This is a genomic window from Paenibacillus chitinolyticus (assembly GCF_045038035.1).
Classification (GTDB): domain Bacteria; phylum Bacillota; class Bacilli; order Paenibacillales; family NBRC-103111; genus Paenibacillus_F; species Paenibacillus_F chitinolyticus_A.
The window spans coordinates 1,508,348-1,523,824 of the sequence record NZ_CP173427.1; the positions used below are offsets into that span (position 1 = coordinate 1,508,348).

16 protein-coding genes are annotated in these 15,477 nt (G+C 55.1%); 11 read left to right on the top strand and 5 right to left on the bottom strand.

From position 1 onward, the window contains the following. Window positions 1-143: 143 nt before the first annotated feature. Together ACI48J_RS06995 and ACI48J_RS07000 are read left to right on the top strand one after the other, a co-directional pair. Complete coding sequence (locus ACI48J_RS06995; protein ID WP_218228269.1) at window positions 144-695, top strand: cysteine hydrolase family protein; 552 nt, start codon at window positions 144-146, stop codon at window positions 693-695. 42 nt (window positions 696-737) lie between these two features. After that, a complete protein-coding gene (locus ACI48J_RS07000; RefSeq protein WP_405082266.1) occupies window positions 738-2,186 on the top strand; it encodes a nicotinate phosphoribosyltransferase in 1,449 nt (482 codons plus the stop codon). A gap of 109 nt (window positions 2,187-2,295) precedes the next feature. On the opposite strand, the gene ACI48J_RS07005 is transcribed toward ACI48J_RS07000, so the two are convergent. Next, complete coding sequence (locus tag ACI48J_RS07005) at window positions 2,296-3,621, bottom strand: MFS transporter (protein ID WP_326050862.1); 1,326 nt, start codon at window positions 3,619-3,621, stop codon at window positions 2,296-2,298. A gap of 232 nt (window positions 3,622-3,853) precedes the next feature. Between ACI48J_RS07005 and ACI48J_RS07010 the strand changes: the two genes are divergently transcribed. From ACI48J_RS07010 to ACI48J_RS07030, 5 genes are all read left to right on the top strand, one after another. Then, window positions 3,854-4,615 (top strand): NAD-dependent protein deacylase, encoded by a 762-nt coding sequence (locus ACI48J_RS07010; protein ID WP_405082267.1) that lies wholly within the window; start codon window positions 3,854-3,856, stop codon window positions 4,613-4,615. A gap of 141 nt (window positions 4,616-4,756) precedes the next feature. Further along, a complete protein-coding gene (locus ACI48J_RS07015) occupies window positions 4,757-6,376 on the top strand; it encodes a phosphodiester glycosidase family protein (protein WP_405082268.1) in 1,620 nt (539 codons plus the stop codon). Window positions 6,377-6,610: 234 nt separating this feature from the next. Continuing rightward, window positions 6,611-6,826 carry a hypothetical protein gene (locus ACI48J_RS07020; protein ID WP_405082269.1) on the top strand — a complete coding sequence of 72 codons (216 nt, stop codon included), beginning with the start codon at window positions 6,611-6,613 and terminating at the stop codon, window positions 6,824-6,826. 53 nt (window positions 6,827-6,879) lie between these two features. After that, a complete protein-coding gene (locus tag ACI48J_RS07025; protein WP_405083190.1) occupies window positions 6,880-7,071 on the top strand; it encodes a GNAT family N-acetyltransferase in 192 nt (63 codons plus the stop codon). Between the two features lie 142 nt (window positions 7,072-7,213). Further along, the gene (locus ACI48J_RS07030; RefSeq protein ID WP_326050869.1) at window positions 7,214-7,774 is read left to right on the top strand and encodes a histidine phosphatase family protein; all 561 of its coding nucleotides are present in this window, start codon (window positions 7,214-7,216) and stop codon (window positions 7,772-7,774) included. 199 nt (window positions 7,775-7,973) lie between these two features. Here ACI48J_RS07030 and namA read toward each other — a convergent pair whose 3' ends face one another. From namA to ACI48J_RS07050, 4 genes are all read right to left on the bottom strand, one after another. Beyond that, window positions 7,974-8,984, bottom strand: coding sequence for an NADPH dehydrogenase NamA (gene namA / locus ACI48J_RS07035; protein WP_405082270.1), 1,011 nt, complete (start codon window positions 8,982-8,984; stop codon window positions 7,974-7,976). Window positions 8,985-9,072: 88 nt separating this feature from the next. Further along, window positions 9,073-9,819 (bottom strand): amino acid ABC transporter ATP-binding protein, encoded by a 747-nt coding sequence (locus ACI48J_RS07040; RefSeq protein WP_405082271.1) that lies wholly within the window; start codon window positions 9,817-9,819, stop codon window positions 9,073-9,075. A 9-nt stretch (window positions 9,820-9,828) separates the two neighbouring features. Next, window positions 9,829-10,506, bottom strand: coding sequence for an amino acid ABC transporter permease (locus tag ACI48J_RS07045; protein ID WP_326050873.1), 678 nt, complete (start codon window positions 10,504-10,506; stop codon window positions 9,829-9,831). 31 nt (window positions 10,507-10,537) lie between these two features. After that, the gene (locus ACI48J_RS07050) at window positions 10,538-11,380 is read right to left on the bottom strand and encodes an amino acid ABC transporter substrate-binding protein (RefSeq protein WP_326050875.1); all 843 of its coding nucleotides are present in this window, start codon (window positions 11,378-11,380) and stop codon (window positions 10,538-10,540) included. 154 nt (window positions 11,381-11,534) lie between these two features. On the opposite strand from ACI48J_RS07050, the gene ACI48J_RS07055 reads away from it, so the two are divergent. From ACI48J_RS07055 to ACI48J_RS07070, 4 genes are all read left to right on the top strand, one after another. Beyond that, window positions 11,535-11,621: a hypothetical protein gene (locus ACI48J_RS07055; protein ID WP_326050889.1), complete on the top strand. Its 87-nt coding sequence runs from the start codon at window positions 11,535-11,537 to the stop codon at window positions 11,619-11,621. Window positions 11,622-11,847: 226 nt separating this feature from the next. Then, a complete protein-coding gene (locus ACI48J_RS07060) occupies window positions 11,848-12,813 on the top strand; it encodes an ABC transporter permease subunit (RefSeq protein WP_326050877.1) in 966 nt (321 codons plus the stop codon). Further along, entirely contained in the window at window positions 12,813-13,733 is a 921-nt protein-coding gene (locus tag ACI48J_RS07065) for a carbohydrate ABC transporter permease (protein ID WP_405082272.1), read from the top strand. Before ACI48J_RS07060 ends, ACI48J_RS07065 begins: the two co-directional genes overlap by 1 nt. A 166-nt stretch (window positions 13,734-13,899) precedes the next feature. Next, complete coding sequence (locus ACI48J_RS07070; protein ID WP_405082273.1) at window positions 13,900-15,477, top strand: response regulator; 1,578 nt, start codon at window positions 13,900-13,902, stop codon at window positions 15,475-15,477.

The following is a 15,477-nucleotide window of genomic DNA, read 5'->3' on the forward strand; positions in this document are numbered from 1 at the left end:
CAGAATCAGGACTGCCGCGTGTCGGGCGCAGCGGTCTTTTTTGTTGCCTGGAAAGGGCGGAGCCCGTTTGATTTTAGAGGGTCGGAGTGATATGATCGTTACAAACTTTTAAGCCTAAGATTCGGGGAAGGGGTTATCGGGTTATGAAAGCTTTGATCGTCATTGACTATACGTACGATTTTGTCGAAGGCAAGCTTCCGGTCGGAGATCCCGCCATTGCCATAGAGGAGAGAATTACGGCGCTCACGGAGGAATTTCTGGAAGAGGGCGGTTTTGTCGTCATGGCCGTGGATTTCCATCGTTTGAACGAGCCTTTTCATCCGGAGACCAAGCTGTTTCCGCCTCACAATATAGAGGGCACGAGCGGACGCGAGCTGTACGGCCGTTTAAATACCCTTTACCGGGAAAAGGAAGGCCAGATCTTGTGGCTGGATAAAACGCGGTACAGCGCGTTCTGCGGTACGGATCTGGAGCTGCAGCTGCGTGCGCGCGGGATTCAGGAAGTTCATCTGGCCGGCGTCTGCACGGATATTTGCGTTCTGCATACGGCCGTGGATGCGTATAACAAGGCTTTCGAGCTGATCGTCCACGAGGATGCGGTGGCCAGTTTTAACCCGGACGGGCATACGTTTGCCCTAAACCATTTCCGTACTTCGCTGGGCGCTCAAGTCGTGAGAGGCAGCGAACCGGTCTAACAGCAGGACTATTACATTGTCAGGAACAGGTGAGAGAAATTCATGAGCAGCATACCGAATTTAACCTTACATACGGATAAGTATCAGATCAACATGATGTACGCCCACTGGAAGAACGGTTCCCACCGCCAGAAAGCGGTATTCGAAGCGTTCTTCCGGAAACTTCCTTTCGGGAACGGATACGCGGTCTTTGCAGGTTTGCAGCGTCTCATCGACTATGTACACCGTCTTAAGTTCGACGAGCCGGCTCTGCGCTATTTGAGCGAGCAGGAAGAGAATTACGACGAAGGATTTCTGGAAGCATTAAAAGCGTTCCGTTTCGGCGGGTCCATCTACTCGATGGAGGAAGGAACGCTCGTTTTCGCGAACGAGCCGCTCGTACGGGTAGAAGGCACGATTTTCGAAACCCAGCTGATCGAAACGGCGCTGCTTAATTTTATCAACTACCAGACGCTGATCGCGACAAAGGCTTCCCGCATCAAAAACGTGTCTCCGGAAGACACGTTCCTGGAATTCGGCACACGGCGCGCCCAGGAAGCGGACGCCGCGGTATGGGGAGCGCGGGCCTCGTATATCGCCGGCTTCGACGCCACCTCGAACGTGCTGGCCGGCATGATGTTCGGCATCCCTTCCAAAGGGACCCACGCCCATTCCTGGGTGCAGGGACACGCTTCGGAGCAGGAGGCGTTCGATAAATTCGCCGAGGCGCTGCCGAATCAGGTGACGCTGCTTGTGGACACGTACCATACGCTGAAAAGCGGCGTGCCGCATGCGATCCGCACGGCGAAGAAGATGGAAGAGCAGGGGAAACGGATGCAGGCGATCCGTCTGGACAGTGGCGACTTGGCTTACCTGTCCATCAAAGCCCGCAAAATGCTCGACGAAGCGGGGCTGGAGTATGTGAAAATCGTGGCGTCGAACGATCTCGACGAAAACACGATTTTGAACCTGAAGGCACAGGGAGCCCGGATCGACACGTGGGGAGTGGGTACCCAGCTGATCACCGCGGCCGACCAGCCTTCGCTGGGCGGGGTGTACAAGCTTGTGGCGATCGAGGAAAACGGCGTCATGGTGCCGAAGATCAAGATCTCCGGCAATCCCGAGAAAGTATCCACACCGGGCTGGAAGGATGTCTACCGCATTATCGGCTCCGATACGGGCAAAGCTATCGCCGACTATATTGTGCTGCATGACGAGACGGACGTCCAGGAAGGCAGGAAAATCAAGCTTTTCGATCCCGTTCATCCGTATATTTATAAATATGTGGACGAGTATAAGGCGGTTCAGCTGCTGAAGCCTGTCTTCGAAGACGGCAAGCAGGTATACGAGGTGCCTTCCCTGGAAGAGATGAGAGCTCATCACCGGAAACAGCTCGACCAGTTCTGGCCGGAATATCTCCGCAAGCTGAATCCCGAGAAATATGCGGTCGATCTCAGCACCAAGACGTGGGAAATGAAAATGAAAATGATTGAAAACTTCAACTTCAGCTGATTGATCAAAAGCCCCGTACCCGAAGGACGAGTGTTTCGTCCACCGGGTACGGGGCTGCTTTTTGCATGAGGGCCGGATTGGAAATGAGCGGAGCGGGCTTGCTGTCCGGTCAAACCGTTTCGTGCTGCTCCGGAATGCGTTTGTGCACAATGAGGCCGATGACGACCATAACCAGAAGGGAACCGAGCGCGACCCGGCTGGCCAAGGTGCCCTGATCCTGGAGCAGCAAAGTGATCGTTCCGTACAGAACCGGTCCCACAATCGAGGACACTTTGCCGGAGAAGGCGAAGAGCCCGAAGAACTGGCCGCGTTTGTCCGGAGGCGACAGCTCGACGATCAAGGTTCGCGAGGTTACCCACATGGAGCCCATGGAAATCCCGTAGATGACGCCGGCCGCCCAGAACATCGGCTCGTTGACGGCTGTCGTACCCAGGCCGATGGCGACGATCAGCAGCAGGGCGACATAGACGACCGCGCGCTTGGCTCCGTATTTCCGGGTCAGGTAGCCGAAGACGAAGGAACCGAATATGCTCGAAACGGTCGCCACGAGATACAAGACGAGGAACCTGACAGTTGAAAAGCCGACCACGGTTTTGGCGTACACGGCCATCACGGAGATGGCGGTCTGCAGGGCATCATTGAAGAAGAAGTAGGCCACCATAAACAGGAAAATAGGCCGGTATTTCTTCATTTCTTTGAAGGTGGCCGCGATTTCCTTGTAGCCGCTTAAAAATCCGGTCTGCCCGCCGGAACGGGGTGCGGGGGCCGCCTCTTTGTAGAAGAGCATAAGCGGCAGCGCAAAAAGCAGATAAAGCAGCGCGCTGGGCAGGAAGGTCTGCTCATACTGCTGCCCGCTTGCCAGCGGGTACACGGAGAGCCCGATCAGGGTACCGATATAGCCGAGCGCGACGCCAAACCCCGAGATGAGCGGGATTTCCCTGGAATTTCCCAGATCCGAAATCATCGCATCATAGAACACGACCGACGAGCTGAAAAAGAACTTGGCGATGACGAAAAAGAAGAGGACGCCCGCCACGGCAAGGGGAAGCCCCAAAAACGAGGCGCTGCTTTGCCAGTTGGCCGATAATGCCATCAGCAGCGTAAATCCGATCGCGAGCAGCGTGAACGGGACCATAAGGCCTTTCTTGCGGCCGGTACGGTCCATCCAGACACCGTACAGCGGACTGAGCAGGACGATGAGCAGGCCCGAGAGGGCGTTGGTATACGTAATGAACGTGCTGGCGACCTGATCCATCCGCGCATCGCCGCCGATCACCTGAGTCAAGTAAAACGGGAAGAACAACGTGACGATGTTGGAGGAGAAAATCGTGTTGGCCAAATCGTTTAATCCCCAGGAAAGAACGGGCCTGGACAGAAAGAGCTTGCGTCCTTTCGCAGGGAGGGGCGCCGGTGTAACCGGGTTCGTTTGAGACATGAGGCACCTTCCTTTTCACGGGTTCGAAATGTTAAGCACTGGATTTAATCGGATTTTTTCTTGTACACACTTATTCGCCCGGCTTTACCGGAATTCCTCTCCTTTTACCTAATATTTGCAATCGCTTTCCGGAAGGTGCCTGAAATAAGGTACAATAAGGAGACGGCTTTCGAAATTCCCGGGGACTGAGAATGGCCGGGGGTTACTTATTCCAATTCAGGGAGGGCTCGAAATGGGCGAACTGCCATCAAATGAAAACCATACGGAAAATCTCCGCCGTCTGATTGACGAAAGCGAGCGCATCGTGTTCTTCGGCGGTGCCGGAACTTCTACGGAAAGCGGAATTCCCGATTTCCGATCTTCAAGCGGCTTGTACAACAGCGGGGCGGACTACGACTATCCGCCGGAAGTGATGCTGAGCCGCAGCTTTTTTATCCGTGAGCCGGAGAAGTTCTACGCCTTCTACAGGGGAGAGATGCTTCACCCCGCGGCCAGGCCGAACCCGGCCCATCTGGCGCTTGCGGAACTGGAGCGCAGCGGCAAGCTTACCGCCGTCATTACGCAGAATATCGACGGACTCCACCAGCTTGCCGGAAGCAAGCGCGTTCTGGAGCTGCACGGCTCCGTGCTCCGGAACAAATGCCTCTCCTGCGGCGAAGGCTACGGACTGGATGCGGTCATGGAAAGCATCGAGACGGTGCCCCGCTGCACGGCGTGCGGAGGCATCATCAAGCCTGACGTGGTCCTCTATGAGGAAGGGCTGGATGCGGAAGTGCTGGGCGAAGCGGCCGCTCAAATCGCCGCGGCCGATTTGCTGATCGTCGGCGGCACCTCGCTGACGGTTCAGCCGGCCGCAGGCATGGTAGGCCGGTTCCGCGGCGGCCGTCTGGCCCTGATCAACCTGGACCCGACTCCATACGATTCGCACGCTTCCTGTATTATCCGGGAGCCGATCGGGAAAGTGCTGGCTCCTTTTGCGGAAAAAAGACCGTAAACGGCCTTTCGGGGAACAGAAGGACTGAATCGGGAAGGAATCCGGCAGGTCCGGCGGCGAATTTTATTCGACAGGAGCGGACGCCGGTTGACGGTTGAACCGGACGGAGCCGCATTACAATGTCAAAGGAGACCTAACAACATGAGACGCGGTTTGGATATAGCAGGATACGTTTTTTCCCGGTCGGGTAAGCGGGGGAGTTTAATGGAAGGCGCGGGCAACCGAAAAGCGCAATCGGATGCCGCCGGAGCGGAGGTTTGGAATGAGGATGGCGGCCGAAAGGACCTTTGGCCGCATGCCTTGTACGCCGGAGCCAAAGGAGCTATGCGTACGGGAGCGGCCGCGCTGCTGATCGGCGGCATCCTGTTCGCGGCTGGCCCTGCCCGTCAAGCTCTTGCCGACGATGCGGTCACAAGCGGCAGCAGGCAGGTAAGCGCCGGCGGGAAAAGCTTTGCCGTCAAATGGGTGCGCGTCGATGTGACGGACCCGCATCTCGAGGTTGTGCCCGTTACGGCTTCGCGCGGCATCGGGTACGATGAGAGCTTCTCGTCCATGATCGCCAGGACGGGAGCGGTCGCCGCGGTGAACGGAACTTTTTTCAATGCGTATGAAAAAGACGCCTCGATCCGTTACCCGAACGGCCTTATGCTGAAAGACGGGGAGCTGCTGCATTCCGGGGAAAACCAGTCCCTGATTGTCGATGCGGACAAGACGGTGGATATCCGGAAACTCAAGATGTCCTATACGATTACGGCGACTCACGGCGGTAAGGATTATACGTTTTCTCCATGGGGGACCAATAAGGATTATGGCGATTCCCAGCCCGACCAGGTCGTCTGGTTTACGCCCGAATACAAAGCCGCCGTCGGCAAAAGCGGAACGACGAAAGTGGTTGTGCGGGACGGCGTTATCACGGCCATTACAGGGGACGCTGTTTATGTGCCGTATAACGGGTACGTTTGTCTGATCGGAAACAGCTCGAACAACATGAGCAACCTGCTTCCGCACCTCCATGTGGGCGACACCGTCACGGCGAAGCTGGAAGTGACGGAGAACGGCCAGCGCGTTCAAGGAGCGGATCTGTGGCAGAGCGCCACAGGGGTCGGGCCCAAGCTCGTGACCGGCGGCAAGGTGGATATCGATCCTGCCCGGGACGGCTTCACCGATCCAAAAATCACGAAGCAGGCCGCTATGCGCAGCTTTGTGGGCGCGGATGCCCAGGGCAGACTCGTCATGGGGACGGTTAACGGCGCGACCATGAACGATCTCGCGCAGATCGCGCTCTCGATGGGCTTGACCGATGCGATGAACATGGACGGCGGGGCCAGTTCGGGGCTGTACGCCAACGGAAGCATGCTGACGGCCCCCGGACGGGCTCTGAGCAACGCGCTTGTGGTGAAGAGACACGCGACCCCGCAGGTGCAGGTTGCGGTGAACGGCCAGCTGTCCGCGGGCTTCAAAGGCTTTATCGGCGGGGAGACGACGATGGTCCCCATGCGCCCTCTGCTGAACGCGATGAATACCGAATACAAATGGGACAACGCGGCGCATTCCCTGACCTTGAAAAAGGGTGACGTCGAGATGGTCATGACCGTCGGCAGTTATTATATCCGCGTCAACGGCACGGATTACTGGGTGCCTGCGGCGCCGCAGCTGCTGGATAATTATTTGTATGTCCCTCTGCGTTTCACGGCCGAGAAGATCGGGGCGGAGGTCAAGTGGAATCAGAGCTTGTACCGGGCCGACATTGTACTGCCCTAAAGCTGTAAAATCAGGTCCCTGCCGGGAGGCGGGGATTTTTTTGTGCTCGATTGGCGTGAGTGAGTAGGTGTGGGAGTGGAGACGGGCAATTTTCATGACCTCTTGAAAAGCAAGGCCTGAATCAGATGAGCATCGGGAGATTTGGCAAAGACTTTGAAATAATGCGGTTAATTATTGACAATAGCCCTCTCGCCTCTATGAGGAGAAGGCTGAGGGCTACCAACCGGGGGATGTATGGCTTCTGGTGCCGCATCAGGTGTTTCGCCAAGAGCGGCAGTAGATGAATTAAACGACAGGTTAGTAGAGGGTGTATATATTTTTATGGATTATGGTGACATACCAATAACCCCTTATATCGTTAAGCTGGACAGCAATCCTGTAGGTTTTATACAACATTATAAAGTAAATGAAGAGATAAACAAGAAGAATTTGGGTATTCCACAAATTTAAATGTATTTGGAATTGACCAGTTTATCGGTTATCCTGACCTTTTTAACAAAGGTATAGGAACGATAATGATTAGAAAATTTATTGTTTATATATCCCGACATAACCATGTAGATGTAATTGTTTTAGACCCTGATATTACCAATATAAGGGCTATAAGGTGTTATGAAAAATGTGGATTCATTAAGGTGAAAAAAATTAATAAGGGAGTTAGTAGGTTAATGGAATATAGAAAAAGGCATAGATAGCTTAACTATAAGGGGATGATTTCTTCCTCGGACAGCCGGATGTAAAGGGAAAGGTATGACAGTGACTCCAGATCTACAAACATGACTTTTATTCTCGTGTTAAAATATGGATGGATACTAAGTTGATTGGTTGGTGATTTAGTTGATTACAAATCTATATTTTGTTCGACACGCTCATTCCATTTATTCTACCGATGAATTAAATAGACCCTTATCAGAACGTGGAAAAGAAGATGCTAGGAAAGTTACTGAAATACTGAAGAACCAACGTTTAGATATTCTCATTTCAAGTCCATATAAAAGAGCATTACAAACGATTGAAGGGTTAACTGGAATAGTTGGTATTGAGATCGTCATAGAAGAAGACTTTAAAGAGAGGTTATTATCTGAGAAACCCCTCAATGACTTTGACATTGCAATAGCTAAGGTATGGGAGGAGTATTCTTTTTCTTGGGAAGGGGGAGAATCCAATGTTGTTGCCCAGGATAGGGGAGTTAGAGCGCTCGAAAAAGTATTGGAACGATACGAAGGCAAAAATATTGCAATCGGGACTCATGGTAATATCATGGTGCTAATTATGAATTACTTGGATAAAAGGTTCGATTATACATTTTGGAAACGTTTGAGTATGCCTGACATTTATAAGTTAAGTTTAGACAATCGGAAACTTATTGATGTAAGACGGATATGGGATAAAAGTTAATTATGTAAAAAGTCCATGATCATAGGACTTAGAAAAATATAGAGTTCCATACATTGTCGCGGCGACTTCTTCAATGTTAAGTGCGGATGATAAGGGCGGCGGGCTCGTGTTTGTCCGTACGAACAGCTACGCCGCGCATAAAAAAAGCCGGCCCGGCAGCAGACTCGTGTGAGTCCGGTGCCGGCCGGCTTAAGCCGCTTTACCAGGCGCGCGTGTACTGCTTCGGGGCAAACGACGGCTCGACTCCGAGCTCGCGCGCCGCCGTGCGGGGCCAGTACGGATCTCTCAGCAGCTCGCGGCCGATAAAAACGAGATCGGCCTGTCCGCGCTCGAGAATATCCTCGGCCTGTTTGCCGCCAGTAATGAGGCCTACGGCTCCTGTCGGAATGACGGCCGTGTTCTTGATCTGGTCGGCCAGGGTCACCTGATAGCCCGGGTAGACATCGATCTTGGCGGGAACGACGCCGCCGGAGGAGCAGTCGATCAGATCGACGCCCTGCTCCTTCATGAGGGAGGCGAAGAACGCGTAATCCTGAATGCTGTTCCCGTTCGGGTCATACTCTTCCGCCGATACGCGGACGAACAGAGGGCCGTCCCACTGCTCCTTGACGGCGCTGATGATTTCCTGCAGGAAGCGGTAGCGGTTCTGTCTGCTTCCCCCGTACTCATCCGTCCGACGATTGGACAGAGGCGAGAGGAATTCATTGATGAGGTAGCCGTGAGCGCCGTGAAGTTCAATTACGTCGAACCCGGCGGTTTTCGCTCTCCGGGCCGCGTCGGCAAACGCCCGGACGGTCTCGGAAATTTGCGCCGTCGTCATTTCTTCCGGCGTCTTGCTGCCGGGGAAAGGAATCGCGGACGGTGCGACGATAGGGCCGTCAAGCTCCGCTTTGCGTCCGGCGTGGGCGATTTGGATGCCCGCCTTGGAGCCGTGGCTGTGAATCAGCCCGGTCAGCTCGCGCAGCCCCTCGACGTGATCGTCGCTCCAGATACCCAGATCCTGAGGAGAGATGCGGCCCTGCTCCGTCACGGCGGAGGCTTCGAGAATAATAAGTCCGGCGCCTCCGACCGCCCTGGAGGAATAGTGGGTCCGGTGCCAGTCGGTCACTTTGCCGTCCCTGTTTTCGCAGGAATACATGCACATCGGCGACATGACGATCCGGTTGGGAAGGGTAACGTTCCGGATGGTAAACGGTTCAAACAATTTCATGGGTAATCCCGCCTTTCCGATAAATTTATGTACACTGCTCGTTCCATTATACTCCTCACCGCACGCTCCGATCAAAAAACAGCCGAGGCTAGCCTCCGGAAATGCGGTGCAGAAAGCGCCGAGTCCGCTCATGGGACGGCGAGTCCAGCACCTGCGCCGAAGGGCCTTCCTCGACAATGACCCCGCCGTCCACAAACACGATGCGGTCGGCCACGTCGCGGGCGAACTTCATTTCGTGAGTGACGATCACCATCGTCATTCCGTCGCGCGCAAGCTGCCGGATGACCTGGAGGACGTCTCCCACGAGCTCGGGGTCAAGCGCCGAGGTCGGCTCGTCGAACAGCAGGACGAGCGGGCTCATCGCCATTGCGCGGGCGATTCCGACGCGCTGCTGCTGTCCGCCGGACAGCTGATGGGGATAGAGCCCCGCCTTATCGCCAAGCCCTACCTTGGCGAGCAGCTCCTGCGCCTTGCTCCGCGCCTCGGCAGCCCCCTTACCCTGTACCGTGACGGGTCCCTCCATAACGTTGGCCAGCGCGGTCATGTGAGGGAATAGCTCGTACGACTGGAATACCATGCCCGTCTGCCTGCGCAGGGTCAGGATGTCCTGAGAAGACGGCTTCCCGCCGCCGCTAAAGTCAAGTCCTGCATCACCGATCCGAAGCGAGCCCGCATCCGGCAGTTCCAGGAGATTGATGCAGCGGAGAAGTGTCGTCTTGCCCGAGCCCGACGGGCCGATGACGACGACCGTCTCGCCACGGGCTATATTCAGGCTGATGCCGCGAAGCACTTCCTGGGACTGAAATTGTTTTTTCAGGTGGGAGAGTTCGATCATAAGGGCCTCCTATCTGGCGGCGTAACGGTCGAAGCGCCGTTCCAGCAGCCGCTGGGCATACGTGAGTACCGTGCTGAACAGCAAATACAGCAGTGCCGCCTCGCAGTAAAGCAGCATGGGCTCGTAATAGGCCGCCGTCCTCTGCTGGGCAATCTGGAACAGCTCCGTCAGCGTAATGGTAGCCGCCAGCGACGTATCCTTCACCAGAGAGATGAAGGAATTGGACAACGGCGGAACCGATACTCTTGCGGCTTGCGGCAGAACGATCCGGCGCAGAGCCTGCCTGCGGGTCATGCCGATGGAGTAGGCGGCTTCCCATTGTCCTCTGGAAACGGACAAAATGGCGGCGCGTATAATTTCGGAGCTGTACGCGCCTACACTCAGCGTAAAAGCAAGCACGGCGGCCGGGAACGCATCGATGGTCCAGCCGAGGCTGGGCAGGCCGTAATAGATGATGAACAGCTGCACGAGAAGCGGGGTTCCCCGGATGATCCAGACATAGAAAGCCGCGATGCCCGCCAGAAGCCTCAAGCGAGAGAGCCTCGCCAAAGCTGTCGCGAACGCGAGGGCCAGACCGAGCGCAAAGGAGATCAGCGTCAAGGTGACCGTGTACTGCAGTCCCGCTTTCAGCATCGGCCAAAGCGATTCCATAAAAATGTGAAGCAGCCGTTCGCTGCGCTCGGACATACGATTTCAACCCCGTTTCGTCATGTGCTTGTTACTTGGACACGTCCGTTCCGAACCATTTGTTCGAAATGTTCAGGTAGGTGCCGTCCTTTTTCATGGAAGCCAGCGCTTCGTTGACGGCTTTAACCAGATCGTTGTTGTTTTTGTTAAAAAGGAAAGCGCTCTGGGATGCTTCCGTCGTTTCCGCGACGACCTTGATCGGCGCATCGGGCTTCTGCTTTTTGAAATCGAGGTAGGACAGGTTGTCGTTGACGGTCGCGTCGATACGTTTGGAAATAAGGAGCTCGATCGCCTGGTTGAACCCTTCGATCGCGACGATCTCCGCGCCGTTCTTCTTGGCGATCTCCGCGAGGTTGCTGGTGAGCGACTGCCCGGACTTTTTGCCTTTCAGGTCCGCGAGTTTCGTAATGTCCTTGTTGTCTTCGCGCACGATAAGAACCGCTTTGGAGACGATATACGGGTCGGAGAAATCATACTTTTCTTTGCGGTCCTCGCGGATGGAAACCTCGTTGGCTACCAGGTCGAAGCGCTTGGCATCCAGCCCGGCGAGCATGCCGTTCCAGTTCGTTTCCTGAAACTCCGCCTGGACGCCGAGTCTTTTCGCCACTTCTTCCGCGAGTTCCACGTCGAATCCCGTCAGTTTGCCGGATTTATCGTGGAACGTGAAAGGAGCGTAGGTCCCTTCCGTGCCGATGCGGATTTTTCCGGCGGATTTGATCGCGTCCAGTGTGCCCGCTCCGGCGGAAGGAGTCGCGGCGCCGGGCGAGGGCGAAGGAGACGGCGCGGGAGTAGCGGTTTTGCCGCACCCGCCGAGCAGCAGGGTACAGGCGAATACGGCGGACAAAGCGATGCCGCTTTTACGGAAAGATTTCATTTGTCTATGCCTCCAGTAACTTGTTATATTTTGTATAGGTTTCCTTAACCGCTCGGAATTATGAATGAGATTCCCAAAAGTTTTCGTCACGGAGGATGCATCATGAAAGGACTCAAGCCGTTTTTTTTCGTTACGGATATCGGATTTATCGTGTATTGGCTGGGCCTTCAACCTATATTTGATGGTCTATCCGCTGTTCTTCCTGCGTTATTTTATCGCGCGGGAGCCGTCTTCGGCGTAAGCGAGCAAGAAGGCCCGTGCGGCAAAGCCCCGGTACAGCCGATGGGCTTTTTTTTTCGTGCTGCGGCAGGCAGACGGGGGCGACGGGTTAAGCGGAGCGGAAGGGGAAACACCTTAAGATATTCTCTATTTTGATAAGATTACAGCCTTTCTGACGGCACCGGTGAGTAGGACAATAAAGGCAGGGCGAATGTTCTCTTCACTTATGTCGGAAAGGAAGGCTGCTTATGAAAGCAATCACCGCCAAGGGGGCGGCGGCCAAGAGCGCACCCCGCAGCAAATCCTTGAAAGGGCATACAATACGGACGATCCGCAAAGATTGGGATTTGTATCTTATGGCCATTCCGGGGCTGCTGTTTCTGCTGTTGTTCAAGTACACTCCCATGTACGGTCTTATTATCGCGTTCCAGGACTTCAGCATTTTCAAAGGGATCTCGGGGAGCAGTTGGGTCGGCCTCAAGCATTTCGAACGCTTATTTGTAAGCGCTGAATTTTTAAATGTTCTCAGCAATACCCTGCTCATTTCGTTGTATAAGCTGATCTTTCTGTTTCCGCTGCCGATTATTGTCGCGATTCTGCTTAACGAGATCCGGCAGATGGTGTTCAAGCGGGTCGTGCAGTCGGTCATTTACCTGCCTCATTTTATTTCCTGGGTTATCGTCGGGGGACTGTTTATCAACCTGCTCTCCGTCAACGGAGGAATCGTCAATACGCTTATCGTCAAATTCGGCGGTGAGCCGATTCCGTTCTTTATGGACCAAGGCGTATTCCGGTCGCTGCTCGTATTTACCGAGGGTTGGAAGGAGCTCGGATGGAGCACGATCATTTATTTGGCCGCGATTTCGTCGGTAGATCCCCAGCTCTACGAAGCCGCTAAAATGGACGGGGCGAGCAAATTCCGTCAAATGTGGCACATCACGCTGCCGAGCATCGCTTCTACGGTTGTCCTTATGTTCATCCTGAAAATCGGCAGCATGCTCGAAGCGGGCACGGAGCAAATTCTCGTGATGTACAACCCGGTCGTCTACAAAGTTTCCGACGTTATCGGCACATACGTCTACCGTGTCGGGATCGGCGCTTCCGACTACAGCTTCTCGACGGCGGTCGGGCTGTTCGAATCGGTCATCGCGTTCATCCTTGTCGTAGGCGGAAATGCGCTGTGCAGAAGATATCTCGGAAGGAGCATCTGGTAATGGCGATCGCAAAAATCAATCCGGCCGCAAAGCCCGCGGGCATCCGCGAATCTTTCGGAGAGCGCATGTTCTATATCGCGAACATCGTCTTCTTTATCCTGCTCGGGCTGGCCACGCTGTTTCCGTTCCTGAATCTCATCGCGAAATCGTTCAGCAGCGAGGCCGCGGTGATCTCGGGGAGCGTCACGATTTTTCCCGTTGATTTCCAGACGGGGACGTACCGGTTCGTGCTGGCCAGCAAGCAGTTTTTGAACTCGTTCAAGGTTACGGTTTTGCTGGCCATTGCGGGAACGGTTCTCAGCCTCTTCATGACGGTGCTGGCCGCATACCCGCTGTCCAAGCCGTCGATGAAATTCCGCAAGCCGATTCTGCTCTTGTACATTTTCACGATGCTGTTTAACGGGGGGCTCATCCCGACGTACCTGCTCGTGCAGAAGCTCGGCATGGTCAACACGTTCTGGGCACTCTTCGTCCCGGGACTGATCAGCGTTTTTTACATGCTGATCGTAAAGAATTTCTTCGAGAGCCTTCCCGAAAGTCTGGAGGAATCGGCGAAGCTGGACGGCGCGTCCAATATGCGCGTTCTCTGGAGCGTCATGCTTCCTCTGGCGAAGCCGGTGCTCGCGACGGTCGGACTGTTCTACGCCGTTCTCTTGTGGAACAGTTATTTTACCGCGATGATTTACATCACGGATCCGGAGCTCAAGCCGCTGCAGCTGTACTTGAAGGAGCTGATCGCTTCGACGAACGATGTGCTGAATCTGACCGGAGCGATCGATGTCAGCCAGGATATGAACAAAACGCCGGAAGCCGTTCAGGCGGCATCGATCGTCACGGCGACGATTCCGATCCTGCTGGTGTACCCGTTCCTTCAGAAGTACTTCGTCAAGGGCGTCATGGTCGGTTCCGTCAAGGGATAGACCTCCAAACGCTTCCCCAAAAATCCCCTATCCTTTTGTCTGATTTTGACAGGAGGATTCGGGGGATTTTTGCTATACTCTTTAAAATGAAATTTCAATTTTCGTTAATTTATCTGACATGAAATTTCTATAAAAGAAAGATTTGACTGTCTAAGGGGGAATTTACATGATCCGGGTTATGCTGGTGGACGACGAAGAAATGACGCGCGGCGGCCTGAAGGAATTCGTGCCTTGGGATGAATTCGGCATGGCGGTCGTCGGCGAGGCGGAAGACGGCAGACAGGCGCTGGAGCGCTTTGCGGAGCTTGCGCCGGACCTGCTTCTGTGCGACGTAAGGATGCCGCGGATGGACGGCCTGGAGCTGGCCAGGCGCCTGAAGGAGATCGCGCCGGACTGCAAAATCATTTTCCTCAGCGGATATTCGGATGTGGATTATTTGAAGTCCGCCATCAAGCTCCAGGCCGTCGACTATCTGGAAAAGCCGGTCCAGCTCGACGAACTGCAGAAGCTGCTCGCGGCGACGTCGGAGACGCTGAAGAGCGAGCGCGAGGAGCGGGAGCGGCTCTCGGGCATGAAGGCGGCGTGGAACCGGAGCCGCCCCGAGCTTGCCGGCCGGATTCTGAAGCGTCTGCTCCAGCCCGGGGAAGAAGTCGAGGCCGCGTGGCCCGACATCCGCGGGGAGCTGCGCGCCGTGGACGACACGTTCCCGGCGGAAGGTCGCTGGATCTGCTGCACAGCCGCGTTCGGGCATAAGCATGCCGAAGACACGTGGCATGAGGACGCCTGCAGGGGCGCCCGGGAGCTTGGGCTGCCGATCCTCGCGGGGATCGTGGACGGAATCGGGGTCGCCTGCCTCGCCCTGGAATCCGAACGGCATCTGGAGCCGGTGTCCCTCTGGCTCAACAAGATGACGGAGAGGGGCGGAGAGGACGTCCGGAGCCGCCGGTCTGCGGCAGCGGGACACGTTTTTCAGTCGCTGACCCGGCTGCGCGGATCTTACGACGAATCTTTGAAAGCGCTTCAATACTATTTTTACCGGGGCTGGCATGCCGTCATCTGGGCTCGGGATCTGCAGCCGCCTCCACGCGGAGGACTGCTTCTATTCGAGAAGGATTATTTTCTGAACTTTGAGGATACGCTGCGGCGTCAGGATTTCGACGGGGCCGAGCTGCTGCTGGATCAGGGCGTGAACGAGCTGCTGCTCTATCCTTCCCCGGATATCGACGGGGTGAGAACAAAGCTGTTCCGCTGGTATGTGGCGATGACGCAAAATTACCCCGAAGCGATGTGGGATTTCGAGAACGACGAGCTGTGGACCTCCGTCTTCGTTACCGGAGAGCTGTTTACGATCCGTAATTTCATGCTCCGGCGGCTTCAAATCATTAGAGAAAATCAGGATGACACGAGCAGCGAAAAATCCGTCATCCGCGACGTTTTGCGCTACATCCGGAACAATTACGGCGGAGACGTCTCCATTGCCGCGATTGCGAGCCACGTGTATCTGGCGCCGACGTATTTGTGCCTTCTTTTCAAAAAGGAAAAAGGCATCTCCATCAACGAGTACATTACGGGCTACCGGATCAAGAAAGCGAAGCGGCTCCTCCGGGACCGCAAGCTGAAATTGTATGAAATCGCGGCAATGGTAGGCTATCAGGACGCGAATTACTTCGCGAAGGTGTTCCGCAAGGTGGCGGGCTGCAACCCGTCGGAATACCGGGATTCGCCGGAAGAAGGAGCGGTGTGA

Coding starts and splice junctions, on each gene's coding strand:
- ACI48J_RS07000 (WP_405082266.1), top strand. CDS start 738: ATGAGCAGCATACCGAATTTAACCTTACATACGGATAAGTATCAGATC.
- ACI48J_RS07065 (WP_405082272.1), top strand. CDS start 12,813: ATGGCGATCGCAAAAATCAATCCGGCCGCAAAGCCCGCGGGCATCCGC.
- ACI48J_RS07045 (WP_326050873.1), bottom strand. CDS start 10,506: ATGTCCGAGCGCAGCGAACGGCTGCTTCACATTTTTATGGAATCGCTT.
- ACI48J_RS07050 (WP_326050875.1), bottom strand. CDS start 11,380: ATGAAATCTTTCCGTAAAAGCGGCATCGCTTTGTCCGCCGTATTCGCC.
- ACI48J_RS07040 (WP_405082271.1), bottom strand. CDS start 9,819: ATGATCGAACTCTCCCACCTGAAAAAACAATTTCAGTCCCAGGAAGTG.
- ACI48J_RS07015 (WP_405082268.1), top strand. CDS start 4,757: ATGAGACGCGGTTTGGATATAGCAGGATACGTTTTTTCCCGGTCGGGT.
- ACI48J_RS07060 (WP_326050877.1), top strand. CDS start 11,848: ATGAAAGCAATCACCGCCAAGGGGGCGGCGGCCAAGAGCGCACCCCGC.
- namA (WP_405082270.1), bottom strand. CDS start 8,984: ATGAAATTGTTTGAACCGTTTACCATCCGGAACGTTACCCTTCCCAAC.
- ACI48J_RS06995 (WP_218228269.1), top strand. CDS start 144: ATGAAAGCTTTGATCGTCATTGACTATACGTACGATTTTGTCGAAGGC.
- ACI48J_RS07005 (WP_326050862.1), bottom strand. CDS start 3,621: ATGTCTCAAACGAACCCGGTTACACCGGCGCCCCTCCCTGCGAAAGGA.
- ACI48J_RS07010 (WP_405082267.1), top strand. CDS start 3,854: ATGGGCGAACTGCCATCAAATGAAAACCATACGGAAAATCTCCGCCGT.
- ACI48J_RS07070 (WP_405082273.1), top strand. CDS start 13,900: ATGATCCGGGTTATGCTGGTGGACGACGAAGAAATGACGCGCGGCGGC.
- ACI48J_RS07020 (WP_405082269.1), top strand. CDS start 6,611: ATGGCTTCTGGTGCCGCATCAGGTGTTTCGCCAAGAGCGGCAGTAGAT.